Genomic DNA, 25,887 nt, shown 5'->3' with positions numbered 1-25,887 from the left:
GTGTCGGCGTCGCGGCCTCGTCACGGCGGGGTCGCGACGCCGCCCCGAGCTCACGGCCGCTGACCGTCACGTCAGTGGAACCCCTCAAGGCGTGACTGCTGTGCGTCCAGCAGCGCCAGCGCGGTGGTGTAGGTGTCGGTGCGGTAGCTGCCGATGCTCTGCTCCTGCAGGACGGCATCTCGCATGGCGTCCAGGTACCGGCGCTGCAGCTCGGTCAGCTGGTCGCGGGCGTCGGACGATGGCCGGGGCCGGTCGTCACGTTCACCCGCGAACATCGGCTTGAAGCGTTGCAGGGTCCGCTCGGCCACCTGCGGGTCGATCGGCTTGCCATCGATCGTCTGGTCCTTGAGCGGTCCCAGCTCGTCGACGGCGGACTGCACCGCCGACTGCATCAGGCTCATCAGCTCCTCACCCTTCTCCTGGCGGCTCGGCCCGGTGAAGTGCATCCGGCGAATCACGGCAGGCAGTGTCGACCCGAAGCCGGGCAGCGTCGCCGCCGCCACCAGAAAGGCGATCAGCACGATCGTCGACCGGTGCGGCATGTCCTCCGGAATGGTCTGCGCCGCCGCCACCGTGATGGCGCCGCGCATCCCGGCCCAGGCGATCACCAGTCCACCCCGCGCGCCCAGCTGCTCGTTCTCCCGGAAATCCAAGTCGGCCTTGCCCTGTGCCAATCGGCGCTGCATCGCGTCCACCCGCCGTTGCTGTCGGTCCGACGCGGGTTCGGCCTGCGCGAGACGCTGGTCGACGCCGGCCAGCCGCTGCCGTGCCTAGGCCTGCCGCTGCGGCAACCGGCGCTCGTTCAGAATCGGCAGCAGCACCCCCACCGCACGCAACGCGACGAGCAGTAGCAGCGTGACCACCGTCCCGACGACCACCAGTCCCACCGAATCATCGGTCAACGATCGCGCCAGGGCCGGCAGCTGCAGACCCATCAACAGGAACAACGCACTTTCCCCGACAAAGCTCAACGTCGCCCAGTTGGTGTTGTCGGTCTGCCGCACCCGCGCCGAGAATCGCCTCGCCCCAACCGTTCCGGTGACCAATCCGGCGACGACGGCGGCGAGCACACCGGACGCGTGCAGCTCCTCGGCCGGGAAGTACGCGGCGAACGGGACCGTGAAAGACACCGTGCTGTTCAGCACCGGATCGTCCAGCCTGGAACGCAACCAGCAGGTGGCATACCCGACCACAACACCGACGACGACGGCGACCAGCACCGCCACCGCGAACTCGCCGACGGCGCGACCGAACGAGAAGCTGCCGCTGACCGCGGCGAGCGCCGTCCGCAGCACCACCAGCGCGGACGCGTCGTTGACCAGCGACTCGCCCTCCAGCACCGTCATCAGCCGATGCGGCAACCCCAGTCGTTTGCCGACCGAGGTGGCCGCCACCGCATCTGTCGGGCTGACCACGGCTCCCAGCGCGATCCACAACCCGAGCGGGATCTGCGGGAACAGCGCGTGCAGCACCACACCGACCACCACCGCGGAGACCACCACCAGCACAACGGACAGCCAGCCGATCATCTTCACGTTGCGGCGAAAATCCATCACCGGAAGGCGAACCGCGCTGGCATACAACAGCGGAGGAAGAATGCCGGCAAGCACCAGTTCCGGGTTGATGGTGATATCGGGTACGCCCGGCAGGTAGCTGCCGCCGATCCCGAGCAGTACCAACAGCAGTGGGGCGGCAATGCCGGTGCGGCGGGAGAAAAACGAAGCCAGCACGATCAACAGCACGGCGGCACCGGCGATCAGGAAATACTGCATAGCTGAATGCTATGAGCTGCAACCGCTCCCGCCGACCCGTGCGGCGCTAGTCGGTGCCGTGGTCGGGAAAACCGCGGAACGCCAGGTGGTCGAACACCCGCTGCAGGTCTTCCGGATGCGGCAGCTCGTCGGTGATCTTGGTGATCTCGCTGCCCACATCCGCCCTGTCCGGCTCCATCAGCCCCTGCGCCCGCAGCTCGGCCGCGACCTCGGCAACCTCCTGCGGGGTCAGCCGGCGGCGCAGCAGCGCCAGCACCGGAATTGTGTCCTTGGCCGGGATTCCGGTGGGGTAGCCCTCGCGCAGCCAGTCCACCACCTTGCCAAGAAAACCGACGGCCATCAGTGCCCCTTGTCGACGATGGTCGGGTAGATGTGCTCGAAGCTGAGAGCCTTGCCCATGCCGCTGGCGACGATGAACAGGATGCCCAGCAGCGCCACCGCCACCACCACCGCGAAGCACACCATTGCCACCACCCGGCCGACCGGATGCGGTGCGGCATGGTCGGTTTCGGCGTCGCCTCCGGTACCGAACGCCATCGCCTTGATGCCGATCGCGAACAACGCGGGCAGTCCGGCCCCGAGCGCCAGCGAGACCAGCAGCACCTTCCAGGCGCCGTCCAAGGCGAGCGAGATGTTATGCACGGGTCAGCTCCTTGCTGGTCTCGCCGGTGGCGGGAATGCCGACCTTGCCGTCCCACTCGTTGTTGACGTTGCCGGCATGCACCGCGGTCTTGCGCGAACGCAGGTACATGCCGGCCGCGGACACCACCAGAATCCCGAACACCACCAGCGAGCCGGCCAGCCCACCGAGCAGGTGCCCGATCCACCACATCACCGCGCCGACCGCCGCCGCCGACGGCAGCGTGATCAGCCAGGCGATGACCATCCGGCCGGCGACGCCCCAACGCACCGTTGCACCGCGCCTACCCACCCCGCTGCCCAGGATCGCGCCGGTGGCCACATGCGTGGTCGACAGCGCGAACCCCAGGTGGCTCGACGCCAGAATGGTTGCCGCCGAGGCGCTCTCGGCGGCCATGCCCTGCGGCGAGCTGATCTCCACCAGGCCCTTGCCGAGGGTGCGGATCACCCGCCAGCCGCCGATGTAGGTGCCCGCCGCGATGGCCAGCGCACACGCCAGCTTCACCCAGAACGGGATGCCGGTGGTGGACTGCCAGTGCCCGGAGGCGATCAGCGCCAGCGTGATGACGCCCATCGTCTTCTGGGCGTCGTTGGTGCCGTGGGCCAGTGACACCAGCGAGGCCGAGCCGATCTGTCCCCAGCGAAACCCGGTCTCCCGGAACCGCTGCGCCACTCCCGCGGTGATCCGGAAGATCAGCCAGGTGCCGATGCCGGCCACCACACCCGCAACGACGGGGGAGAACAGCGCGGGCAGGATCACCTTGCCGACAACGCCGTCGAGCTTGCTGCCGTCGCCCACCCAGTTGACGCCGCCGAACCCGAGCGCGGCGATGGCGGCGCCGATCAGGCCGCCGAACAGCGCGTGGCTGGACGACGACGGCAGGCCGAGCAGCCAGGTCGCCATGTTCCAGACGATGCCGCCGACCAGCCCGGCCAGCACGATCAGCAGCAGCGGAACGCCCTGGTCGGCCAGGAACTCCGGTTTCGGGGCACCGTCGGCGCCCTGCACCTTGATCACGGCGTTGGTGACGGTCAACGCGACTTCGACCGACAGGAAGGCGCCCACCAGGTTCAGCACCGCGGACAACCCGACGGCAACCTTGGGCTTCAGCGCCCCGGTGGCGATGGACGTTGCCATGGCGTTGCCGGTGTCGTGGAAGCCGTTGGTGAAGTCGAACCCCAGCGCGGTGACCACCACAAGGGCCAGGATCACGAACTCGGCGCTCACCTCGACAGTCTGCGGCCGATCGATAGGTTTTGGAAGAGGCTGGGGAGCCGCGTTTACTCAATGTTCACGCGGTCCGGCCGCTGCGTTGTCGCCGATCGCCGGCCAGTGCTGATTTCGCGGCGATTTTCCGCCCGAGATCCGCACTGGACCCGGATTCGCGACATGGCCAAGGGCGCACGGGGTCAACGGCGCACGGGGCCAACGGCGCACCGGCGCTGCGCGGCCGATCGGGGAATAGTCCGACCCGGAACGACGCTCGTACTATGCATGAGCATGTTCGGTAACAAGAGCCAGATGGTGGATGCGGACCGTGCGCTGGCCGGCCGTGAGCAGCAGATGCCGGTATCCGGCCGGCACACCGTGCTCGGCAGCTCCACCGTTCCGCAGGGCGTGCCCGGTGCCGCCGCGTGGCCGGAAGGCACCCAGGTGCTGTATCTGGCGTTCGGCTGTTTCTGGGGCGCCGAGCGCATCATGTGGCGCCAGCCCGGCGTCATCGCCACCGCCGTCGGCTACCAGGGCGGCTACACCCCCAACCCGAGCTACGAAGAGGTCTGCTCCGGTCGCACCGGCCACGCCGAGGTGGTGCTGGTCGCCTACGACCCGGCCAAGACCTCCGCCGAGCAGTTGCTGAAGGTTTTCTGGGAGAACCACGACCCGACCCAGGGCATGCGCCAGGGCAACGACGTGGGCACTCAGTACCGCTCGGCCGTCTACTACACCACCGACGAGCAGCGGCAGGCCGCGCTGGCTGCCCGCGATGCGTTCGCGAAGGTGTTGCACGACAACGGCTACGGCGATCCGACCACCGAGATTCGGGCTGCCGAAGATGCCGGCCCGTTCTACTACGCCGAGGACTACCACCAGCAGTACCTCGACAAGAACCCGGGCGGCTACTGCATGCACGGCCCCAACGGCATGACGTGCCCGGTTGGCATCGTCCGGCAGGACCAGGTGCCGAGCCAGCAAGTGGTGCTGGGTCAGCAGGGCTGAGGCCGGCGCCGAGTCAGGGGTCTTGACTCCGGTGCAACACTAGGTCGGCACCACCCGGTTGGACAACGGTCGGTTTTCCTTCCGCCTCGCACGACTACCCCGAAGAGCGAGACTGATGACGAAGCACAGCTATCCGCGCCTGCCCAAAAACTCGCTGTGCGCGCTGGCATTGCCGGCGACGGCAGCCCTGCTGCTGATCGGCGCCGCCGGCCCACCGGCGATCACGGCGGCGCCGCAGACCAAGGCCGTCTCGCCGCCAGGCGGCGGCGTGATGCCCGATGTCGGGCCGAATCCGGTGACGTTCACGATTGCCGGCGGCGGCCGCTCGTTCGTGACGACGCAGCCGGCCGATTCTGTCGCCACCTACGTGATCAGGGACGGGCAGCAGCCGCGCGTCACGCTGACCGCCGCCGACGGTGCAGGGTTCAGGTATGCGATGGACAGCTACCGGGTCGCCGCCACCGGGCAGCCGACGGCGACCATCAATGTCGATGTTTCGAAGACCTATCAGCGTATCGACGGCTTCGGCGGCGCCATGACGGATTCGGCGGCCGCGCTGCTGCAGCGCCGTCCCGGTGCGATGATCGCTGCGCTGTTCGGCACCGGAAACAAGCAGGCCGGGTTGACGATCGCGCGATCGCCGATGGGTTCGAGCGACCTGATGGCTGACGGCAGCGACGTCCACACCTATGAAGACACCATGGGTAGCTTCTCGGTGGCCGCCCAGCCTAGCGATCGCCGGCAGATCGCCATGCTGCAGAAGGCAAAAAGCAAGGTGGGCAACGACTTCAAGCTGATCGGGACGCCGTGGTCGGCACCGGCCTGGGCCAAGCGCGGCGGCAAGTTGACCGGTAACGACTGCGCGACGGCCCAGAACGAGTTCGATGCTGCCAAGGCCGGCGAGTACGCGGACTACTTCCGCAGGTACGTCGATGCCTACAGCGGTTTCGGGCTCCGGCCGTGGCTGGTGTCGATGCAGAACGAGCCGCAGAACTGCAAGACACAGATGCCCACCACCCTGATGAGCGCGGCCGACGAGATCGCGCTCGCCGGCGCGCTGCAGCAGCGGCTGCCCGGCGATGTCGGCGTTCTCGGCTGGGATCACAATTGGGACGATCGGACGTATGTCGATGCGTTGACCGGTAGCGGCACGGTCGATGCGATCGGCTACCACTGCTACGCCGGCACCGACTACCCGGGCCAGACCAGGGCCGTCCCGACGTTGATGACCGAATGCTCCGGCTTCGTCGACCAGTCGTCCAACGTGGCGGGCAACCTGGGTTGGGAGGTGGCCCACCTGCTGATCGGGCCGCTGCGGAACGGATCGACGGGGTCGATCTACTGGTCGCTGGCGCAAACCGCCGACGGCGATCCGCACCTGAACACCAACGAGGCCTGCCAAACCTGCCGCGGCATGCTGACCGTCAACCCGGACGGCTCGTTCCAGCGCTCTCAGGACTTCTACTTCTTCGGCCAGTTCGCCCGCTTCGTGCGTCCCGGCGCGATTCAGGTGGCCTCGACCAACGCCGGCAACCTGTCCACCGTCGCATTCCGCGACGGCTCGGTCACCACCGTGGTGGTGCTGAACTCCAGCACCCGCGTCAACGGCAGCTGACCGCGCCAGCGCAGCCTTACTCGAGCAGCGCGCGGATGGCCCTCACATCGCGGGGAAGCGCAACGGTCAGCGCCCTCCACACGATTCGGTAGTCGATGAATCCGTACTCGTGGGCAACGATGTTGCGCATCCCTTTCATCTTCCCCCACTCGATTTCAGGGTGCGAAGCAATGAACCGAGGAACCTGTCGATCCAGTCGCGCGACCGCTTCGCCGAGCCGGTGCAACAGCGCCTCGGCGACAAGCTGCGTCGGACGTGAGGTGTAGAAGTTCTCCTCGCCGAGAGTGACGACGTACTCATCGATCTCATCGGCGAAGCGCAGCATGTCCACGAGGATTCCAGTGACCTCGGTGTTGCTCATAACAGAACCGCGTTCCGGATTCGCTCGGCTCCGGGGGCACCGTCGGAGATCACATCCACCTTGATGCCCAGGAGGTGCTCTAGCTCTTCGGTCAGGCCGACTTGATCGTACAGCGTCGCCTCATCGGTGAAATGCACCAGAAGATCCAGATCGGAATCGATGGTGTCGGACGACGTGCCGGCCGAACCGAAGACGCGCACGGCCGTCGCGTGGTGCCGTTCAGCCGCGGCAATGACCTGCGCCCGCATGCGAAAGGCAAGGCGTGACGGTCGCATCCGGGTAGCAGCTGCTATCCGCGCTCTTGTCGCGGGGCTCGGGGTCAGCCGGCCTGATTCATACGCGGAGATGTTCGGCTGGGCGATCCCGGTTCGGGCGGCAAGTTCACGCTGGGACAGCCCAGCGCGCAGCCGGAGCCGCCGCAGATCCATGAAGAGATGATATCGCCAGTTATATCGCGGTCGCCAGGCCGCGACCCCATCTGCTAGGGGATGAGATCAGGACGCCGAGGGACTAGGCTGTCCTGCGTGCACACACAGCTGTTGACCAGGCGGTACCACGTGGACTTCGGTCGCGTGGTCACCGCGGCGTGTCCGGCTGCCCTGAGCTAGTTTCAGCTGTGATCCAGCTCCCCAAGATCCAGCTCGCCAACATTCAGCTCCCCAAGATCCAGTTCCTGCCCTGATTCAAACGGGTCGGACCCCGCGCTGATCCGCAGTGGCCGGCCAAGCTCTCGCTGTCAGGTCGCCCGCGCTGCCCCTACCCATCGGGCACCGGCGGCGTTCCGCCATTGACCGTCACCCCCGGCACCACCGGCGCTGCGTCCCGTCGTTTCGGGGCCGGCACCCCGGTGTGCAGTCGAACCGGCCGCTGCCAGGCCGAAGTCACGAAAGGCTCGTCGTGAGCACTCCATCGTCCGAATCAGCTTCGGCCGCAAGCACTACCGCCGCCGAGGCCGCAGAATCAGCCAAACCCTCACGCAATCCGTTCGCACGCATTCCCTTTGCCGCCCAGGTGATTGCGGGCCTCGTCCTCGGCGTCGTGTTCGGCATGATCGCCCGCGGCATCGGCGAGTTGCCCAACGGTGACCCGAACTGGCTCACCAGCACTCTCACCGAGATCGGCAACATCTTCGTGACGCTGCTGCGCGTCATCGTTGTGCCCCTGATCGTGACCGCGGTGATCGCCAGCATCGCCAACCTCAGGGGCGTCTCCGGCGCCGCCCGGTTGGCCGGAAAAACGTTGCTGTGGTTCGGGATCACCGCGCTGATCGCGGTGAGCATCGGCATGGCGCTGGGCCTGATCTTCCGGCCAGGCGAGAACACCACCGTCGCCGCCAGTGCCGCGGAGGCGGTCGACACCCAGGGCGGCTGGTGGGACTTCCTCACCGGCCTGGTGCCTGGCAACATCCTGGCCCTGGAGGGCGGCGACAGCGGCGTCTCGTTCAATGTGCTGCAGCTGCTGGTGATCTCGGTCGCCATCGGCATCGCCGCGCTCAAGGTCGGCAAGGCCGCAGAGCCGTTCCTGGCGTTCAACCGCTCGCTGCTGGCGATCGTCCAGAAGGTGCTCTGGTGGGTGATCCGGTTGGCCCCGATCGGCACTCTCGGATTGATCGGCAAGGCGGTGGCCAGCTACGGCTGGGACTCCCTGGCATCGCTGGGCATGTTCACCATCGCCATCTACGTCGGCCTGCTGCTGGTACTGTTCGTTGTCTACCCGATCCTGTTGCGCGCCAATGGGTTGTCGCCGCTGAAGTTCTTCGGCGGGGCTTGGCCGGCGATCCAGCTCGGGTTCGTCTCGCGGAGCTCGATCGGCACGTTGCCGGTCACCGAGCAGGTCACCGTGCACAACCTCGGGGTGCCGCAGTCATACGCCGGGTTCGCCGTCCCGCTCGGCGCCACCACCAAGATGGACGGCTGCGCCGCGATCTATCCGGCGGTGTCGGCGATCTTCGTCGCCCAGTTCTTCAACGTGCACCTGTCGATCACCGACTACCTGCTGATCGCGTTGGTCTCGGTGGTCGGCTCGGCCGCCACCGCCGGCGTCACCGGTGCCGTCGTCATGCTCACCCTGACGCTGTCCACCGTCGGGCTGCCGCTGGCCGGCGTCGGTCTGCTGCTCGCGGTCGACCCGATCCTGGACATGGGCCGCACCGCGGTGAACGTCGCAGGGCAGGCGCTGGTGCCGACCATCGTCGCCAAGCGCGAAGGGCTGCTCGACCTGAAGACCTACAACACCAAGCGGTCCGGCGATCCGTTCGACGCCGACGCTCCGGTGGCGCCGGAGCCGGTGCTCGCCGGCGCGGCACGGTCGACCTGACGGCCGGCGACGAACCAAGCGGCCAACCAAGCACCCAGCCAAGCGGCCGACCAAGCAGTCAACCAAACAAGTGCCCGCGCGGGCCGGCTCACCGATGCCGGCCCGCGCCGGCGGCTATCGGCCCGCGCCGGCGGCTACCGGCCCGCGCCGGCGGTTACCGGCCGGTGATCCGGTCGACGACGGCCAGCACCGCGGCGGTGTCGGCGTCGCTGTGCCGGCGTGCTGCCATGGCCGGATCGCCGCCGGCGGTGAACATCGCGTCGTAATACAACCCGTCGCCGACCAGCTTGACCGTTCGGGCGATCGCCGGATCGCCGAGATCGTCGATCAGGGCCTGCTGCCAGGCTTTTCCCATCGCGTCGTAGGTCTGTCTGGCCCGCGGATACTCCGACTGCAGCAGCCGGGACACCGCGACCATCGCCCGATCCAGCGGCGTGCCTTCGTAGTACGAGGTGCGGATGTAATAGCGGGCCGCGCCCTCGTCGGAGCTGCGCATCTGCTCGACGTCGTTGGCCACCAGCTCGGTCAACCGGTCGCAGACCGCGTCGACCATCTTCTCCTTGCTGGGGAAGTGGTAGATCAAGCCGCCCTTGCTGACACCGGCGCGCTGGGCCACCGCATCCATGGTGGCGTGCCGCTCACCGTCGGTGGCCAGCAGTTCTTCGTAGGAGTCGAGGATGCGTTCCCGGGCTGAAGGCACCCGCGCAGTGTAGCCAGCCTCACCCCGCACGCCCGCTGGCAACTGCACCGACCAGTTGGTATAGTAAACACCGTCCAGTCGGTACAGTTCTGTAGGAGAAGGCCTCATGTCGACGCTCACCCACCGCGAGTACACCGCGGTCGATCCGGTCACCGGTCAGCAGCCGGCCTGGCGCCGGTGGGCGGCGCTGGCCACGCTGATGCTCCCGGTGCTGCTGGTCGCCATCGACAACACCGTGCTGAACTTCGCGCTGCCGCAGATTTCGCTCGAGTTCGCCGCCAGCGGCACCCTGCTGCTCTGGGTGATCGACGCCTACCCGCTGGTGCTCGCCGGCCTGCTGGTCACCATGGGCAGCCTCGGCGACCGCATCGGCCGCCGGCGGCTGTTGCTGATCGGCGGCACCGGCTTTGCCGCGCTGTCGGTGTTCGCGGCGTTCGCGCCCAGCGGCGAGCTGCTGGTCGCTGCTCGCGCCGCGCTCGGCTTCTTCGGCGCGATGCTGATGCCGGCGACGCTGGCGCTGATCCGGAACATCTTCGACGACCGCAACGAGCGTCGTATCGCGCTGGCCATCTGGGCCGCCGGGTTCGCCTCGGGTGCGGCGATCGGACCTATCGTCGGCGGCCTGCTACTGCAGCATTTCGCCTGGGGCTCAGTGTTTTTGATCGCGGTACCGCTGTTGGTCCCGATGCTGATCCTGACGCCGATCTGGGTGCCGGAGTCCAAGGACCCGAACCCCGGCCGCCTGCAGGTGCTTGACGTCGTGCTGTCGATGGCCACGTTGGCGCCGGCTGTTCTCGCCATCAAAACTCTTGCCAAGCAAGGTTTCTCCGCCACCGCGGTGCTCGCGTTGCTGGTGGCGCTGGCGGCCGGTGCGGTCTTCGTCCGCCGGCAGCTCACCCGCCCGCAGCCGATGCTCGACCTCAAGCTGTTCCGCTACGCGCCGTTCACCGGCTCGGTGCTGGCGAACTTGCTTGCGGTGTTCTCGCTGGTCGGCTTCCTGTACTACGCCGCGCAGCATCTGCAGTTGGTGCTCGGCCTCGATCCGCTGACCGCAGGGCTGGTGCTGCTGCCTGGCGCGATCGCGATGGTGGTCGCCGGGCTGCTGGTGGTGCCGCTGGTCCGCAGGGTGCCGGCGAACCGGATCGTCGCGGTGGCATTGCTGTTGTCAGCGGCCAGCTACGGCATCGTCGCCGTGGTCGGCAATGGTGCGAGCGTGCTGGCGTTGATGGCGGCATTCGTCATCCTCAGTATCGGCATCGGGGCCGCGGAGACGCTGTCCAACGACATCATCATCGATGCCGTCCCTACCGCGAAATCCGGTGCCGCCGCAGCGATCTCGGAGACCGCGTACGAGGTCGGCAGTGTGCTCGGCACCGCCGTGCTCGGCAGCATGCTGGTCGCTTCGTACCGCGGCGCGGTTGCGCTGCCGGCCGGGTTGTCCGCCGAGCAGCAGCAGCTCGCGCACGAAACCCTCGGCGGCGCCGTCACCGTGTCGGAGCAGCTGCCGGCCGACCTTGCCGAGCAACTGCTCGCCAGTGCACACCACGCGTTCGACTCCGGGGTGGTCTACACCTCCGGCCTGGCCGCGATCATCATGGCCGGCGCCGCGGTGCTGGCCTACCGCGCGCTGCGCACCGGCTGATTCCGGACCCCCGGTTGTCAACCAACGGTTGACAACCGGGGGAAGGGTCCGCACATTCGAAGCATGAAACCCATGCCGATCTTCCTGCTGGCCGGTGCCGCGCTCACCATCGCCATCGGGCTGGTGTCCGGCGGTAAATGGCCGGGATTCGTGGTGGGTGCGGTGTTGGCCCTTGTGCTGTACCTGATGTTGTTCGCCGGGACCTATGCCCAGCCGGCGGGTCGCCGGGTCCGGGTCGCGCCGCAGCACTATCTCACCGCCGCCGTCATCACCTTCGGGCTCGGCCTTGTGCTCTACCTGATGACGGACAGTCTGATCTGGTGGCCGGCGGCGGCGATCGTTGCCGGTGCCGTCATTCCCGCGACGCAGGCCGTGCAGCGCCCGCGCTCGTCCGCCGACGACGCGCGTGGCTGATGACGAGCTGGCCAGCATCCGCGCGGCTCAGGCCGGTCTCGAGGCCAGCCGCCGAGTCCTCGCCGACGCCGTCAAGGCGGCCAGGACGGCCGACCACACCTGGGCGGAGATCGGCGAACTGCTGGGCATCAGCCGGCAGGCCGCCTTCAAGCGGTTCGGCTCGCCGCGCGATCCGCGCACCGGAAACGTGATGGCACAACGCAGTTCTCGGGGCGTCATCGACCGCGCCACCGAGGCCTTCCAGCTACTGAACGCTGGCAACATCGATGCCCTGCAGGCGCTGATGGCTCCCGGAATCGCCGGGCAACTCACCCGCGAACTGCTCACCGACACCTGGGCCAGCGTTGTCGGAGAGACCGGGCCCTTGGTGGACGTCGTTGATCCCGTCTTGACGATGAGCGACGGCACCCCGCTGTCCGATGACGATCAGGTGCTCGGCCCGGTGGTCGGGCAGCTCACCCTGGTCTGCGAGGCCGGCGAGTGGACCGGGCGGGTGACGGTGGACGACAGCGACCGCGTCATCGGCCTGCTGATCCTGCCGCCGGCCGGTCGGTGAGCCGCGGCTGACCTGCGACCGACCGGAACGGTGGCGAGCCGGGCGCTGATCCGGCCGACCCCGATGCCGGTCCGGCGGCGCAACCTCGGGGTGGAATCGGGGTGAACCCGGTGGCCGGTGCTCCGCCGGCGGCGTGCAATGGAGTGGTGAACACCAACCGGCCGGCCGACAGCGGCGGACAGCGGCCGGTGTTCGTCCTGCACGAGCACCAAAAGCCGCGGCACCACTTCGACCTTCGCTTGGAGCAGGACGGAGTGCTGAAGTCGTGGGCGGTGCCCAAGGGCATGCCGACCAGCACCGGCGAGAGCCGGCTGGCCGTCGCCGTCGCCGACCATGACCTCGAGCACGCCGGTTACACCGATGCGGACAAGTCGATCGCCGACGACGGCTGGTGGGAGCTGGACGACGCTGACGACAGGCGGTTCGTGTTCACGCTGCACGGCCGGCATGGTGTGCGCAGGTACGCGCTGATCCGGACCGGCAAGGACTGGCTGGTGCACCTGACCAGGCAGCAGCCCGGCTCCACCGCTGCCAGACCCTGACACACCCTGACACACCCTGGTTCCACCCTGATCCCACTCCGCTCACTGGGAAATCTCGAACTAGCGATATATCGTTGACGTATCGCGACCGAACGCGAACAACGCTTGAAAGGACGACGGGTCATGACTTCTTTTGCCGCTGGGCAGGGCATCGAATGGGACGTTCCGGGTAACGTGCGCCGGTTCCTGTCGGAGCTGGCCGCCGACCTCGGCCTTGACGATGGCCGCGAACCGCGAGGCCCGCGCGGGCCCAGGGGGCCGGAAGGGAAGGGCCGACCGCGCCGACCCGATGGCGTGCGTCCGGAGACCGAGACCCACGTCAAGAACGATGGTGCCGGCGAGCACGAGCATCGCGGACCGGACGCTTCGGGCCCGTGCAGACCGGGCCACCGCGGCCGCGACCGTGCGCCTGGCGGGCTTCCCGGCCTGTTGGGCGAGCTGTTCGGCGGCCTCGGCGGCGGACCGCACCGCCGGTGGGGCGGCGGTCCGTTCGGTGGGCCGCCGTGGGGACCTCGTTCCCGCGCCGGCCGCGGCGACGTGCGCTCGGCGGTGCTGGCCCTGGTCGCTGAACAGCCGATGCACGGCTACCAGATCATCCAGGAGATCAGCCGCCGTTCCGGAGGCGTCTGGCGCCCCAGTCCCGGCTCGGTGTACCCGACGCTTCAGCAGTTGGAGGACGAAGGGCTGGTCCGGGCTCAGGAGCAGGACGGCCGCCGGGTGTTCCACCTGACCGATGACGGCCGCACGCTCGCCGGCGAACGAGCCGACGAGTTCTCGCGGCTGTGGGACGGTTACGCCGACGCCACCGGCTCGTCCGACGAGCAGGACCTCGGGCAGCTGATCGCGCAGGTCGCCACCGCATTCGTGCATGTCGCCAAGAACGGCACCCCACAGGAGCTGGATGCCGCACGAGAGGTGTTGCGGCGCACCAGATCCGATCTGTACGGCATCCTCAGCGGCAACCCGCCGGAAGCGGATGCCGAGGCAGCCGACCAAGAAACCCCGAAGGACCAGAAGGAGCAGCAATGACCACCGCACGCCTGCGTGCCTCCGACGCCGACCGCCAGCAGGCGGTCGAGGAACTCGGCAGGCACTTCGCCGACGGCCGGCTCGACACCGACGAGTACGACCAGCGCGTCCGCCGGGCCTACGCGGCGACCTACACCGACGAGATCCCCGAGTTGTTCGGCGACCTGCCCGGCGGCCGCCGCGCCGCCGAGCCGTTCGGGGGCGCCAACTTCTTCAACTTCGCTGCCGGCCAGCTGAACACCGCAGATGCGCCGTGGCGCAAGCACTTTGCGCCGCCGCGGGGCGCCCGCGGCGGAAGCGGGCGCGGGATGACGTTCCCGCGCGCGGTGTTCACCGCGCTCGGCATTCTGCTCGCGATCGCGATCGCGACGGTCGTCATCGGGGTGCTGGTGCACTTGATCGTGCCGATCGGCATCATCGCGCTGATCGTGATGCTGGTCAGCAGGCGCCGCACCGGAATGCGGCCGCACTCCCGCCGCTACGGCTGAACCACGGCGGCTGCACCACGGCGGTTGAACCAAGCCGGCTGAACCACGGCGGCTGAACGAGAGCCCGCCAACGCGCAACGGCCCGGACCACATGGTCCGGGCCGTTGCGCTCGTCAGCCCACCGGGGTGAGGTGCGGGCGTTTGGCGGCGAAGCCGTCGCCAGGTTGCCTGCGCACCACGACGTTCCGCGCCCGGGACACCAGCACGGGTGCGGCCTGCTGCCACGCCCACTGCAGATGGGAACGGAAACCCGCGCGGACCGGCGCGCCCGGCAGCGGAGCCGTCCAGGCCGGATCAGCCGTCATGCCAAGGCTTGTCAGTACCTGGGCCGCCACCCGGCGGTGCCCTGGCGCTGCCAGGTGCAGGCGGTCCGGCCCGAAGTAGCGCAGGTCGTCCACCGACTCCTGGCTGGCCAGGTCGACCAGGGTCGCGCCATGCGTGTTCGCGGCGTGCCGCACCGCGCCGTTCAGCAGACCGATGCGGCCGCGCAGGCCGCGCAGCACCGGCGACTGCCGCGAGATGTCGCTGACCGTGAACACCACGACGGTGTCGCAGATCTCGGTGAGCCCGCCGACGGCCCTGTCCACCCGGCCGTGCAGGGTCGCCGCCGAGCACCCCCTGGTGAGCAGGTCGTTGACCCCACCGAACAGGGCCACCAGATCCGGCCGCAGCGGCCGCGCCGCTGGCAGCTGCTCGGTGACGATCTGGTCGAGCCGCTTACCCCGGACGGCCAGGTTCGCGTAGTGCACCCCCGGGTGCCGGCGTTCCAGCTCTGTCGCAACGAGATCGGCCCAGCCGCGGTAGTGCTCGGAGTCGGGGTAGCGGTCGTCCAGCCCTTCGGCGCAGCTGTCGCCGACGACGACAAAACGCCGGAAGTCCCGTGCGGGACGGACTTTCCGGATGTCCGAGTTGAGGTGGCGGTGCACAGCTTGTCCTGTTCTGGGGTTCTTGTCGCAAAGGTCGTTCAGGTGCTGGTCACCTGCCGTTCATCCAGAAGTAGCAGACGAAAGTGAACGAGCCACCAATCCGGCCGGCCGCAGGCCCCGAACTCCCGACGCATCCTGCTGGCTGCAAGCCGCGAGCGGGGCCGGGCGAAGACGCCGAGGCGAACTGCCGATCTTCGTGTCGTGCCCACGTTCTCAACCGAAGGGAAGGACATGACAGCCGATCGAATCTTCGAGGGCAAGCCGGTTTTGGAGTTCGACACCGGTTCCTCGCGACGCAAGTTCCTGAAGATGGCCGGTCTGGTCGGCGTCGGGGCTACGTTCGTCGCCGGCGGTGCCGTGCTCACGGCGCCGACTGCGATGGCCGACGCGAAAATGGCCACCGGTACCAAGGGCGACCTTGACATCCTCAACTATGCGTTGACCCTGGAGTATCTGGAAGCGGACTACTACGCCAAAGGTCTTGCGGCCGGCGTCTTGTCCGGCCGCGAGCTGGAGCTCATCACCCCGATCAGTGATCACGAGAAGACCCACGTCAGCGCCGTCACCGACGCCGTGAAGGCCTTCGGTGGCACGCCGGTCAGCAAGCCGAAGATCACCTACCCGGCCGGGGCGTTCGACACCCGCGAGTCGTTCCTCAAGAACGCCGCCATGTTCGAGGAGCTCGGCGTCAAGGCCTACCACGGCCAGGTGACGCTGATCAGCAGCGGCGATGTGCTGGCCAGCGCGGCCGCCATCGCCGGCGTCGAGTCGCGGCACGCGGCCATCCTGGCCCAGCTCACCGCGACCAACCCGTTCCCGGCTCCGGTGGAAGGCACCCTGTCGATGGACCAGGTGCTCGCCGAAGTCAAGCCGCTGATCAGCTGATCGCCAGCCACCACACCGACCCAGCCAACCGCAAGGAGAACAATCCGTCATGGCTAATGCACGCGATTTGATTCACGGCAACCTCAGTGAGGTGCCGGCACCGATGGCGCTCAGCGCCTTGAACAATCGGTGGGGCCTGGCCACCGCTGTCGACTTCGGCAGCGACCTGGACGTGCTCAACTACGCCCTCACCCTTGAGTACCTCGAGGCCGCGTTCTACCAGCAGGGCAACTCCGCGAACCTGCTGTCCGGTGACGAAAAGCGTTACCTCGCCACCATTCAGAAGGACGAGGAGACGCACGTCGCCGCCCTCACCGACACCATCAAGAAGCTGGGTGGCAAGCCGGTCGCGGCGCCCGGCGTCGACTTCGGCACCTCGTTCGACAACCGCGACAACTACCTGAAGACCAGCCACACCTTCGAAAACGTGGGTGTTGGTGCCTATCTGGGCGCCGCCGGGTTCATCAAGGACAAGGCCATCCTGCAGGCCGCCGCCGGCATCTTCGGCGTCGAGGCCAGGCACGCCGCGCTGGTCGGCAACCTGCTCGACCTGCCGGCGGAGGGCGGCGTCTACATGGGCGCCTTCGAGAAGCCGGTCGCCAAGGACAAGGTGCTGGCGCAGGTCGCCCCGTTCCTGACGCAGATGAAGGGCAGCTGGCCGACCGGTGGGGTGAACACCGGTGGCGGTAGCACCGCATCGAGCCAGGGAGCGGACAACACCGGCCTGCTGGTGGGCGGTGCCGCACTGGTCGGTGCGGCCGGAGCGGCCGCGCTGATGGCTCGCCGGCGCGCGAGCGACGGCGCCGACAGCTAGTCCGTATCAACAGGTTTCCGCTTCCGCGGAAAGCGCTGCCAGCCATGGTGTCGGTCAAGCAGTCGGCCGACGCCGGGTGGCAGCGGCTACCGCGGGCCGGCGCCGGGGGTCTTCCCAACCAGGTCTCCGGCGTCGGCCCGTGCAGCCTCCTCGACGAAAGTGACAACAGATGACCGGCCAACTGATCGCCACCGAGCGGACCGACCGCGCCAGCATGCGCTGGTGGTACCTCGCCGGGTTGGCGTTGGTCGGCGCGGTGCTGCTGCTGGCCGGAGCCTGCTCCAGCGCCCAGCAACCGGGGCCACCGGCCGAGCCGGCGGCGGCCGCCGCCGGCACCATCAACCCGGTGGAGTCCGGTCAATCCGGTGGTTCTGGCACCGAAACCGGAGCCGGCGCAACGGATTCGGTGGATTCAGCACCCTCAGCAGCTTCGGCACCTTCCGCAGCTTCCGGCGCGCCAACGGCGCCGGCATCGACTGTGTCTTCTGTCTCTTCTGCGCCTTCGGCGTCATCGGCGTCATCCCCGGCGGAGCGCTCCGGCGCGACCGCCACCGGGCCGTCGGACGCAGCGTCCGCCAAGAGCTCGGCGAACACCGCCGGCCGGGCCGCCGCCGCGCCAGGCTCCGGGCTGCCGCAGTTGCGCAATACCGTTGTGGTGCCGACGTTCTCGGCCGCGAAGGTGACCGGTCCGGTGCTGTCGGCCTCGGTGCCGACGTCGCTGTCGATCCCGGCGATCGGCGTCAAGGAGTCACCGATGCTGAAGATGAAACCGCTGGCGGACGGCGGCATCGAGGTACCTCCGCTGGAGGACACCCGCTCGTCGGGGTGGTACACCGAATCGCCGACGCCGGGCGAAGTCGGGCCGTCCGTCGTGCTCGGCCACGTCGACTCGGCCAAGAACGGACCGTCGGTGTTCTACCGACTTGGCGAGCTGAAGCCCGGCGACACAGTCGAGATCAACCGGGCGGACGGCAGTGTCGCCAACTTCCGCATCGACGCGGTACGTGAGTACGCCAAGAATCAGTTCCCCACCGAGGTGGTGTACGGCAACCTCGACAGGGCCGGGCTGCGGCTGATCACCTGCGGTGGCACCTTCAACCCGAAGTCGGGGCACTACGAGTCCAACATCATCGCGTTCGCCAGCCTCGTCGGCTGACGCCGTTCGCGCCGACGAAGTGCTGACGCCGCCGCGTCGGCGAGTGCCGACGCCGTTCGCGAACGGCAAAGCCGCACCGGGGCAGCATATCTGAGCCGAGCCTTGCCTTGCTGGTGCCGATCGGTACGTTCTGGTTTCCTTGAAATTGTGAAACTCTCGCCGGAATTGGAAGCCAAGTTCAACGACCAGATCACCCTCGAGTTTCAGGCGTGCATGGTGTACCGCCAGCTCGCCATCGAGATGGAACTGCGCGACCTGCTGGGGATGTCGGCGTGGCTGCGGCATCAGGCGGACGAAGAGATCGTGCACGCCAACAAGTTCATCGACTACGTTGCCGACCGCGGCAACCACCCGCAGATCGGCGACATCGGCGCCCCCAAGGTCGCCGTCACCAGCGTGACCGACGCCTTCGAGGCCGCCTATGCGCACGAGCAGAAGGTCTCCGACGCCATCCGTGACCTTTACCGGGCGACCGAAGCCGCCGGAGATCTCGATTCCCGGCCGCTGCTGAACTGGTTCCTGGCCGAGCAGGTCGAGGAGGAGTCCACCGTTTCGGTGATCCTCGGCCAGCTCAAGCTCGTCGGTGACGACGGCCCTGGCCTGCTTCGAATGGACGCCGAACTCGGCAAACGCCAGGCCGGCACCACCGAGAACGACGGTTCCTGACGCGGTCGCAGCATCACCGGCACATCGTCGCCGCGAACATGGAGTCCCGACCTAGATGAGTGTAGTACAACGTAGTACACTCTCCTGATGGGTGAATCCCTGCATTGGGACGAGACGACCGTCCAGTACATCCGATCGCGTTCGCGTCGTTACCCCGGTGCTGTAGATATTGAACCGGATTGGTGCCAGGAGGTTTGGACGATCGTGGCCTAGCCGCATTCGAACCTGACCCGAAGTCGCGCATGGGCGCTTCGCGCTTCATCGGGTTTTCGTTGACGGCCGACAGGGTGTTGGTGGTCATTGCCTATCGAGATGTGATGGGCACCCTGCACCTGGTCAACGCGTGGCCTGCGACCGGGCATGACCTGATGCTGTACGAACAGGAGGTGGACGATGACGAGAGACGTTGATACGGAATTCATTGAACGGTTGCGAGCTGAGTCGGAAGCCACTCGCGAGGCAGAGTATCCGGAAGGCAGCAAGGCGGTTCGACCAAACCGTTCGCGGGTCTACTCCGTGAGATTGAGCGCTGACGAGCAGGCTCGGGTCGAGAGCCTTGCACGAGAGAAGCATCTCCCTGCTTCGACATTGGTTCGTTCCTGGATCCTGGAACGGATTGAGCAAGAACGGTCGGCCTGAAACTCCACCGCCGCTGGACTAGCCAGTCACGACGTTCGCGCGCTCATTGATGGCGCGCAGCAACGGGTTCGGGTCGTCGGCACGGAAGTGGATGCGGCCGACGGTGCGGGTGCCGTGCTTGCCGATGGTCACCTCGATGGGCCTTTCCAGGCGCAGGGTGGCGTTCGCAACGCCGGCTACCCCGAGGGTGAGGTCGGCTGATCCGTCGGTGTTCTCGGTGAAGCCGATGGTCTTCGTGCCGGCGTCCCGCAGGGTGGCGGTAGCGGCGGCGATGGCGTCCAGTGCGACGGGCACGTCGATTCGACGTCCGTAGCGAAGGTGCAACGTGTTGTCCTGCAAGGTGTGTGGGTTGTTTCGGTACCCCCGCAGCGACCACCAGGTGAAGCCGAGGCCGAGCACGCACACCGCCACGTGGATCCACGCGATCACCGGCCAGCGATGCAACAGCAGCGTCAGCGCCACCGCTTCGATCAGCGAGGCGATCACGATGCCCCAGATCAGCGGCCGCAGCTGCCTGTCGTAGCGGGCCACGACGGCGCCATCGGTCGTGCTCATTGTCCGCGCTCCTTCCGCAGCAGGGTCAGCATCGACCGCACCAGGGCTCGTTGTGCGGGATCGAACAGCATCAGTTCGTCGTGGCCCAGCTCGGCCGGCAACTCCTCGAGGTCGCCGATCAGCGTGCGCACCATCGGGTGGGTGAGCAACAGCGCGGCCACCGCGTCGATCTCCGGCTGGATCGCGGCAGGATCCTTGCCTTGCAACGCCATCACTCGAGACGTCAGCTGCACCGCATCGGCCAGCTGCTGTTCGTCACCGGTCATCGCCACGAATTGATCGATCACCCGCTCGTCCAGCGCGCCGCGCAGCGCCATCGCCTCGAACACCTCGCGGTCGTGCCGAACCCCGCGGCGTGCTTGTTCGTCGGGCGCGCCGGCGAGCATCCGGTCGAACGCGTTGACCAGCGGCGCCGGCAGCGGGCTGACCCGTTCGCCGGCGACCGCGGCCTCCAGCATGCCGCTGAGAATGCCCTGCTGCCGCGCCAGTTTCGCCTGCTGGTCGGCGATACCGGCGACCAACGCCGACAGATCGTCCACCAGCTCCGAGCGGCCGGTGCTCGCCGACCGCAACACGCCCGGGATGGCCGACAACGGCACCCCGGCGTCGGCCAGCCAGCGCACCCGCATCAACCGCAGCAGGTCAGCGGTGCCGTAGTCGCGGTAGCCGTTGGACCGCCGCTCCGGCTCCGGGAGAATGCCGAGCCGGTGGTAGTGCCGCACCGCCCTCGGCGTGGTCCCGGCCGCTCCGGCGACCTCCGATATCCGCATACGCCCATCATCAACGTTGACGCCGCGTCAAGGTCAAACGTGGCGCCTCACGGGCGTCCCCGCGGGGTGAGCAGGCTCAGCGAGTCAGCCAACCGCTTGAGCTGGTGCCGCAACGGTGCCGTTCTGGCCGGCCCGCGCACCGCGGGATCAAGCAGTTCGCCGACCCGCGCGGCGATGTCCTGCTGCTCCGGCGCCGTGGCGTTCTCCAGCTCCGGCACCGATGCCAGCCGGTGCGACTCGGTCGCCAGCTCACGCATCGCCGCCGCGTAGGCCGGCCGGTCGATGTCGGTCTCGGTGCCGCGCGGATATCCCCGATTCACCAGCGACGCAACGGCTCTCGCCGCCGCCGCTGCCGACCCGAGCACCGCCACCCGGTGCCGCATGCCGGAACGGTCGGACGAGAAGAACCGCCCGGTCACCAGTGATTGCACCGCCTGCACCAGCTGCCTGGCGTCGGCGTCCAGCTGCACCACCTGCGCGGTCACCGCCCGCCGATCGGCCACCGGCGGGATGCCGCCGCCGCGCAGCACCAGATCCCGGCAGCTGTCCAACAGATCGGCCAGGTGCCCGAGCAGTTCCACCCGCGCCACCCGCAGTGTGCGCATCGCACTGGCCGGCAGCACCAACAGCCCAACGACGGCCCCGATCAGCGCCCCCGCAACGGTTTCCGCCAGACGCAGCTCCAGCACCTGGTCGGTGAACTCGTGCAGCAGCCCGTACAGCTGGCCGAGCGCGACCGTCAGGAAGAAGATCATCGCGCCGTAGCTGATCGGGAACAGGTACCAGGCCAGGCCAAGGCTGATCAGCAGCACGACGTACGTCCACGGGGTGTGCCCGGCCGTCAATCCGGACAGTCCAACGGCGGCCAGCAGCCCGAGCGTCGTGCCCACCACCCGGCCCAGGCTGCGCCGCACGGTGTCGCTGGCCGTCGCGGTCCCGGTGAACGCGATGAAGGCTGCGATCACCGCCCAGTAGTACCGCTGCGGTGAGATCAGGTGCCCGATCCAGATCGCCAGCGCGGCCGCGACCGAGGCCTGTACCGCCTGGCGGGTGGTCAACCGCAGCCGGGCCGGCGACCACGCCGGCGCATCGGCGTCCTTCACGGCCTTTTCGGCCAGCGGCGCAGTGCCGGGCAATCGTCCGGCGCGCAGCGCCAGCACCGATTCGAACTCCGACAGCGCTGCCTTGGCCTCACCGGTGGCCGGCTGCAGCAGCTCGCCCGACGTCCAGCGCGCCACCGTGTCGATCAGAAAGTCGGCGCCGCGACCCAGCTGCCGGGCGGGGGCGGGCGCGTCCGGGTCGTCGGCGAGCTGCAGTGCGAGTGCGGCGGCGCGATCGGAGTCGGCCCAGCCGACCGCCTGCAGCACCTCCCGCACCCTGCGGGTGAGGGTGAAGGGCTGCTGGTGGGCGATCTCGGTGTAGTTCAACACCGCAGAGACCAGCTCGTCCATGCCGATCTCGACGTCGACCACCCAGCGGCGCAACGCCCATGGGCTGACGTCGGGCGGCAGCACCCGGTCTTCCGAGAGCTGCCCGTCCAGCAACAGCACGATCTCGGAGAGCTGCACCAGCTGAGTACGGAGCACCTTGACCGGTGCCCGATCGTCCGGCTCGGCCAACACGTCGAGGGCGGCCGAGATCACCGCGCGGGCCCGCGCCCGGTAGGCGGCGATGGTGCGGCGCAAGCGCTTTGCCGGGTCTTGATACAGCACCGTGCACAGCAGCAGGGTGGTACTGACGGCCGACAGCGCGAGCGCGCCGATAATGATAGGAAACTGATGTATCGGCGGGCCGAGAAAGAGAATGAAGAAGTAGCTCTGCCAGCCGACCATCCCGTAGGTGAGCCAGGCCGGACCGAACCGGCGGATCCATACCGCAACAAACGACACCACGACGAACAGCACCAGCGTCAACCACTTCACGCCGCTGGTCAGGGTGGCGGCGCCGCCGCCGAGCACCGCCGCCGGCAGTACCGGCCAGGCGGCGTTGAACGTCCGTTGCCTGGTGTTCTCCCTGATACCGGACGCGGTCAGCATGGCAACCACCGCGCCGAGCAGCATCACCGGCGCGGCACCGATGCCGGTGACGGCGGACCACAGCCGCTCCAGCGCCAGCGCCGCGGCGATCGCGACGACCACCCGGAACGCCATGTGCAGCCGGACCCCACCGGGGTCTGCGGCGCCGATCCGATCCTTCAGGTCGCGGCGCTCCACCTGCACCCGAGTGCGCCCGCGCCGTAGCATCTCTCGACGCCATTGGGCGCCGGGGCTGACCGGAAGGCTCACCCGACGATCATGCACCGGCGCCGACGGCGGCATCGGCACTGGCACCGGAACAGACCGGTGCTGGCGCCGTCCATTACGCTGGCAGCATCCTGACAACGATGTCAGCACCATCAGCCTCACCCACTTGAACGGTGTCGGCTGCCCCGGTCAGGGCGCCGTCGGGCTGATGCCGGCGTCCACCCCGCAACCGGTGGCCAGCGGTGCCAGGCCGACCGGCGTCACCTTCAAGACCGCGACGGAGACCGCCAAACCCGGCCTGTACTCGGTGCAGCTGGACAACAAGGTGACGGTGGAGTTGACGGCCACCACCCGGACCGGGATGGCACAGTTCAGCTACCCGAATGCCGGCGCCGGCTACCTCGCGCTCGACACCAAGCTCAACGGCAACAGCAATTCCGGTGCCGGCAACAAGATCTCGGCAGCCAACACCCAGCTCACCATCGGCGACGACGGGCGCACGCTCAGCGGGACGGCGGTGGCGCCGGCGTTCTGCACGCCGTACGGCACCAAGTTCAACTCGCCGGTGTACTTCTACGCCGAGCTCAATCGATCGCTCAAGGCGCAGAGCGGCGGCACCGTCAATACCGTGCAGGACGGAGCAGCGGTGCTGCAGTACCAGTTGCCGGCCGACGACCCGACGCTCACCATGCGGGTCGGCATCTCCGCCGTCAGCCAGCAGAACGCCAAACTCAACCTGCAGACCGAAAACGCCGCAAGCACTTTCGACCAGGTACGCCAGGCGACCGACGCCGCCTGGAACACCAGACTGAACAGCATCCAGGTCGACCGGGCCGCCGACCCGGCCGCGCTGACCACCCGGCAGCGGGAGCAGCTCACCAAGTTCTACACCGCGCTGTACCGGGTGTTCGGCTCGCCGACGGTCTACTCCGACGTGAACGGCGACTTCCGCAGCATGGCCGCAGCCAAGCCCTACCCGGCCGACGTCGACGTCACCGGGACGGTGCTGGACCGGCCAACCGCGAACGTCGCCGATTACCCGTTCCGCCGGCCGGACGGTTCCACCGGCGGCTACCGCACCCACTACAGCGGGCTGTCGATGTGGGACACCTACCGCTCCCAGGCTCAGCTGCTGGCGCTACTGGCGCCGGACGTCGCCAGCGAGGTGAACCAGTCGCTGGTGGTCGATGGGCTGCAGTGCGGCGCCTTCCCGCACTGGGTGGACGCCAGCGACGACTCGACACCGATGGCCGGCGACAACGCGCCGCCGATGTTGGCCGGCGCATACGCCTTCGGCGCCAACAACTTCGACCTGAACGCCGCGGCCAGGCTCACCCTGCAGTCCGGCTACGACGCGGCCAGCAGCTGCAACGGCAACGCCAGTTTCCCCGGCTTCGACGACTATCTGGCCGACGGCTACTACCCGGACGCCTCCTCGGCGAACATCGAGCGGTACAACAGCGACTGGGCGGCAGCGCAACTGCTGGCCGGCCTGCCCGAATCCGTCAAGAACAGCGCCGGAATCACCGCGGCCGACACCGCCCAGCTGCAGGGCAGGGCGCAGTGGTGGACGAGCATCTTCGACCCGGCCACCACCACCATTGCCGCGCGCAGCAAGCCGGCGGCGCCGGGGCAGCCGGGGCCGCTGGTGCCAGGCTCGTTCCACGAGTCGACCGAGCCCAACTACTTCTTCTCGTTCGGCCAGTCCTGGCCGCAGCTGATCACCGCGATCGGCGGACCGGCCGCCGCCGTCGAGCGGCTGAACCGGCTGTTCTCCATCGACAACGCCCTCACCGTGACGCCCACCGCCAAGCAGCTCAACGGCGGCCAGGAGTCGCAAGGCTTCTATATGGGCAACGAGATGGGCTTTCCGGCGCCGTGGGCCTACAACGCTGCCGGCAAGCCGGCGGCCACCCAGTACATCGTTGCCAAACTGATGGACATTGCGTTCACCACCGGCCGGGCCGGGTTGCCGGGCAACGACGACATGGGCGCCACCTCCAGCTGGTACGTCTTCGCCGCGCTCGGCATGTTCCCGACCGTCGCCTCCGAGGGTGCGCTGCAGCTGTCGACGCCGCAGTTCCCCGGCATCACCGTGCACCGCGCCGCCGGCGAGCCGCCGCTGCGGATCGAGACCAGCGCCGACGCCGCCGGCGCACCGTTCATCCAGTCCATGACGGTCGACGGTGCGCAGCACACCGGTACCGAGATGACGGTGGCTCAGCTGGCATCGGCGCAGACGCTGCGATACACGTTGGGCAGCAACGCTTCCAGCTGGGGTGCGGCCACCCCGGCAGCGCCGGTGCAGTCGGCCATCAGCCTGCGGCTGCCCACCGACGTACCGGTCTATGGCACCGACAAGCCGGTTGCCGCCACCGCAACGGTCACGCTGCCGGGCGGCGGCCGGCCGCACGGCACGGTGGTGCTGCGTTCCGGGCGCTCAACGTTGAGCCAGTCCGAGGTGGGCGCCGACGGCACCGCAACCCTGCCGATCCCGGCAACCACCCCGGCCGGCGTCATGGCCGTCACCGCCACCTTCGTCCCGGCCGACCCGCGGACCGCGCTGCCCGCCACCACCACCAGCCAGAAACTGCAGGTGGCGATGGTGCTGTCCACCACCACCGTCACCGCCGACGTCGTCAAGGTGAAGGGCAAGCGCAACCTGGTGGTCACCACCACGGTGAAGCTGAGCACGCCGGTCGCGGTCGCCGGCACCGCGAACGTGAACGTCGCCGGCAAGAAAGTGGCATCGGTGCCGCTGAACACCGGTGCCGACGGCACCGGCCGCGCCGTCACCGACCCGATTCCAGTCACCAGGGGCAGGGTGAACGTGGTGGTGACCTGGCTGCCGGACGATCCGAGCGTGCAGCGCTCCACCGGCCACGCCACCGTCCTGGTGAAGTAGCCGGGACTGTCCACCTAGCTGTACCCCGGTTCCGCC

At 68.3% G+C, this 25,887-nt stretch carries 28 protein-coding genes; 16 read left to right on the top strand and 12 right to left on the bottom strand.

The window, feature by feature from the left end; all coding sequences use genetic code 11:
- Positions 1-71 precede the first annotated feature (71 nt).
- The 5 genes from HKD39_RS18950 to HKD39_RS15265 form a co-directional block, all read right to left on the bottom strand.
- Complete coding sequence (locus tag HKD39_RS18950) at positions 72-695, bottom strand: cation:proton antiporter (protein ID WP_212754606.1); 624 nt, start codon at positions 693-695, stop codon at positions 72-74.
- A 75-nt stretch (positions 696-770) separates the two neighbouring features.
- Positions 771-1,772, bottom strand: a complete 1,002-nt coding sequence (locus tag HKD39_RS18945; protein ID WP_212754605.1) for a cation:proton antiporter — start codon at positions 1,770-1,772, stop codon at positions 771-773.
- Between the two features lie 46 nt (positions 1,773-1,818).
- Entirely contained in the window at positions 1,819-2,112 is a 294-nt protein-coding gene (locus tag HKD39_RS15275) for a DUF3349 domain-containing protein (RefSeq protein WP_171200739.1), read from the bottom strand.
- On the bottom strand, positions 2,112-2,414 hold the full coding sequence (locus tag HKD39_RS15270; RefSeq protein WP_171200738.1) for a hypothetical protein: 303 nt from the start codon (positions 2,412-2,414) through the stop codon (positions 2,112-2,114). The genes HKD39_RS15275 and HKD39_RS15270 overlap by 1 nt, the downstream gene beginning before the upstream one ends.
- The gene (locus tag HKD39_RS15265) at positions 2,407-3,639 is read right to left on the bottom strand and encodes an inorganic phosphate transporter (RefSeq protein WP_171200737.1); all 1,233 of its coding nucleotides are present in this window, start codon (positions 3,637-3,639) and stop codon (positions 2,407-2,409) included. Before HKD39_RS15265 ends, HKD39_RS15270 begins: the two co-directional genes overlap by 8 nt.
- 273 nt (positions 3,640-3,912) lie before the next feature.
- On the opposite strand from HKD39_RS15265, the gene msrA reads away from it, so the two are divergent.
- Both msrA and HKD39_RS15255 read left to right on the top strand, forming a co-directional pair.
- Entirely contained in the window at positions 3,913-4,629 is a 717-nt protein-coding gene (msrA, locus tag HKD39_RS15260) for a peptide-methionine (S)-S-oxide reductase MsrA (RefSeq protein WP_212754604.1), read from the top strand.
- Between the two features lie 115 nt (positions 4,630-4,744).
- On the top strand, positions 4,745-6,244 hold the full coding sequence (locus HKD39_RS15255; RefSeq protein ID WP_171200735.1) for a glycoside hydrolase family 30 protein: 1,500 nt from the start codon (positions 4,745-4,747) through the stop codon (positions 6,242-6,244).
- Between the two features lie 16 nt (positions 6,245-6,260).
- Here HKD39_RS15255 and HKD39_RS15250 read toward each other — a convergent pair whose 3' ends face one another.
- Together HKD39_RS15250 and HKD39_RS15245 are read right to left on the bottom strand one after the other, a co-directional pair.
- Positions 6,261-6,605, bottom strand: a complete 345-nt coding sequence (locus HKD39_RS15250) for a HepT-like ribonuclease domain-containing protein (RefSeq protein WP_171200734.1) — start codon at positions 6,603-6,605, stop codon at positions 6,261-6,263.
- Entirely contained in the window at positions 6,602-7,033 is a 432-nt protein-coding gene (locus tag HKD39_RS15245; protein ID WP_171200733.1) for a helix-turn-helix domain-containing protein, read from the bottom strand. Before HKD39_RS15245 ends, HKD39_RS15250 begins: the two co-directional genes overlap by 4 nt.
- A gap of 565 nt (positions 7,034-7,598) precedes the next feature.
- Between HKD39_RS15245 and HKD39_RS15240 the strand changes: the two genes are divergently transcribed.
- Positions 7,599-8,921 (top strand): dicarboxylate/amino acid:cation symporter, encoded by a 1,323-nt coding sequence (locus HKD39_RS15240; protein WP_343074738.1) that lies wholly within the window; start codon positions 7,599-7,601, stop codon positions 8,919-8,921.
- 154 nt (positions 8,922-9,075) lie between these two features.
- On the opposite strand, the gene HKD39_RS15235 is transcribed toward HKD39_RS15240, so the two are convergent.
- Positions 9,076-9,621 (bottom strand): TetR family transcriptional regulator, encoded by a 546-nt coding sequence (locus tag HKD39_RS15235; protein ID WP_171200731.1) that lies wholly within the window; start codon positions 9,619-9,621, stop codon positions 9,076-9,078.
- Between the two features lie 106 nt (positions 9,622-9,727).
- Between HKD39_RS15235 and HKD39_RS15230 the strand changes: the two genes are divergently transcribed.
- The 6 genes from HKD39_RS15230 (at position 9,728) to HKD39_RS15205 (ending at position 14,292) form a co-directional block, all read left to right on the top strand.
- On the top strand, positions 9,728-11,263 hold the full coding sequence (locus HKD39_RS15230; RefSeq protein WP_171200730.1) for an MFS transporter: 1,536 nt from the start codon (positions 9,728-9,730) through the stop codon (positions 11,261-11,263).
- A 63-nt stretch (positions 11,264-11,326) separates the two neighbouring features.
- A complete protein-coding gene (locus tag HKD39_RS15225) occupies positions 11,327-11,677 on the top strand; it encodes a YwiC-like family protein (protein ID WP_171200729.1) in 351 nt (116 codons plus the stop codon).
- Positions 11,670-12,233, top strand: coding sequence for a hypothetical protein (locus HKD39_RS15220; protein WP_171200728.1), 564 nt, complete (start codon positions 11,670-11,672; stop codon positions 12,231-12,233). The genes HKD39_RS15225 and HKD39_RS15220 overlap by 8 nt, the downstream gene beginning before the upstream one ends.
- A 146-nt stretch (positions 12,234-12,379) precedes the next feature.
- On the top strand, positions 12,380-12,775 hold the full coding sequence (locus tag HKD39_RS15215) for a DNA polymerase ligase N-terminal domain-containing protein (protein WP_212754603.1): 396 nt from the start codon (positions 12,380-12,382) through the stop codon (positions 12,773-12,775).
- A gap of 123 nt (positions 12,776-12,898) precedes the next feature.
- A complete protein-coding gene (locus HKD39_RS15210) occupies positions 12,899-13,804 on the top strand; it encodes a PadR family transcriptional regulator (protein WP_171200727.1) in 906 nt (301 codons plus the stop codon).
- Positions 13,801-14,292, top strand: a complete 492-nt coding sequence (locus HKD39_RS15205; RefSeq protein ID WP_171200726.1) for a DUF1707 SHOCT-like domain-containing protein — start codon at positions 13,801-13,803, stop codon at positions 14,290-14,292. The genes HKD39_RS15210 and HKD39_RS15205 overlap by 4 nt, the downstream gene beginning before the upstream one ends.
- A 113-nt stretch (positions 14,293-14,405) precedes the next feature.
- Here HKD39_RS15205 and HKD39_RS15200 read toward each other — a convergent pair whose 3' ends face one another.
- Positions 14,406-15,218, bottom strand: a complete 813-nt coding sequence (locus HKD39_RS15200) for an SGNH/GDSL hydrolase family protein (RefSeq protein WP_212754602.1) — start codon at positions 15,216-15,218, stop codon at positions 14,406-14,408.
- Between the two features lie 231 nt (positions 15,219-15,449).
- Here HKD39_RS15200 and HKD39_RS15195 point away from each other — a divergent pair, with 231 nt between their 5' ends.
- From HKD39_RS15195 to HKD39_RS20630, 6 genes are all read left to right on the top strand, one after another.
- A complete protein-coding gene (locus HKD39_RS15195; RefSeq protein WP_171200725.1) occupies positions 15,450-16,103 on the top strand; it encodes a ferritin-like domain-containing protein in 654 nt (217 codons plus the stop codon).
- 49 nt (positions 16,104-16,152) lie between these two features.
- A complete protein-coding gene (locus tag HKD39_RS15190) occupies positions 16,153-16,917 on the top strand; it encodes a ferritin-like domain-containing protein (RefSeq protein ID WP_212754601.1) in 765 nt (254 codons plus the stop codon).
- A gap of 169 nt (positions 16,918-17,086) precedes the next feature.
- Entirely contained in the window at positions 17,087-18,073 is a 987-nt protein-coding gene (locus tag HKD39_RS15185; protein ID WP_171200724.1) for a class F sortase, read from the top strand.
- 147 nt (positions 18,074-18,220) lie between these two features.
- Entirely contained in the window at positions 18,221-18,739 is a 519-nt protein-coding gene (locus HKD39_RS15180) for a ferritin-like domain-containing protein (RefSeq protein WP_171200723.1), read from the top strand.
- Positions 18,740-18,981: 242 nt separating this feature from the next.
- Entirely contained in the window at positions 18,982-19,149 is a 168-nt protein-coding gene (locus HKD39_RS15175) for a hypothetical protein (protein ID WP_171200722.1), read from the top strand.
- Entirely contained in the window at positions 19,133-19,378 is a 246-nt protein-coding gene (locus HKD39_RS20630) for a DUF6290 family protein (protein WP_343074736.1), read from the top strand. Before HKD39_RS15175 ends, HKD39_RS20630 begins: the two co-directional genes overlap by 17 nt.
- A gap of 18 nt (positions 19,379-19,396) precedes the next feature.
- On the opposite strand, the gene HKD39_RS15170 is transcribed toward HKD39_RS20630, so the two are convergent.
- Genes HKD39_RS15170 through HKD39_RS20625 form a run of 3 tightly spaced genes read right to left on the bottom strand, consistent with a single transcriptional unit; the run spans position 19,397 to position 22,988 of the window.
- Positions 19,397-19,933, bottom strand: coding sequence for a hypothetical protein (locus HKD39_RS15170; protein ID WP_171200721.1), 537 nt, complete (start codon positions 19,931-19,933; stop codon positions 19,397-19,399).
- Positions 19,930-20,703, bottom strand: a complete 774-nt coding sequence (locus HKD39_RS15165; RefSeq protein WP_171200720.1) for a MerR family transcriptional regulator — start codon at positions 20,701-20,703, stop codon at positions 19,930-19,932. The genes HKD39_RS15170 and HKD39_RS15165 overlap by 4 nt, the downstream gene beginning before the upstream one ends.
- A gap of 47 nt (positions 20,704-20,750) precedes the next feature.
- On the bottom strand, positions 20,751-22,988 hold the full coding sequence (locus HKD39_RS20625; protein WP_171200719.1) for an FUSC family protein: 2,238 nt from the start codon (positions 22,986-22,988) through the stop codon (positions 20,751-20,753).
- Here HKD39_RS20625 and HKD39_RS15155 point away from each other — a divergent pair.
- Positions 22,927-25,851, top strand: a complete 2,925-nt coding sequence (locus tag HKD39_RS15155; protein ID WP_171200718.1) for a glycoside hydrolase domain-containing protein — start codon at positions 22,927-22,929, stop codon at positions 25,849-25,851. The genes HKD39_RS20625 and HKD39_RS15155 overlap by 62 nt on opposite strands.
- Positions 25,852-25,887: the final 36 nt, after the last annotated feature.

It is taken from the genome of Nakamurella aerolata (assembly GCF_013002705.1).
GTDB classification, from domain to species: Bacteria; Actinomycetota; Actinomycetes; order Mycobacteriales; family Nakamurellaceae; genus Nakamurella; species Nakamurella aerolata.
The sequence above is the reverse complement of the archived record's forward strand: the minus strand, read 5'-3'. Positions and strand labels throughout refer to the sequence as shown.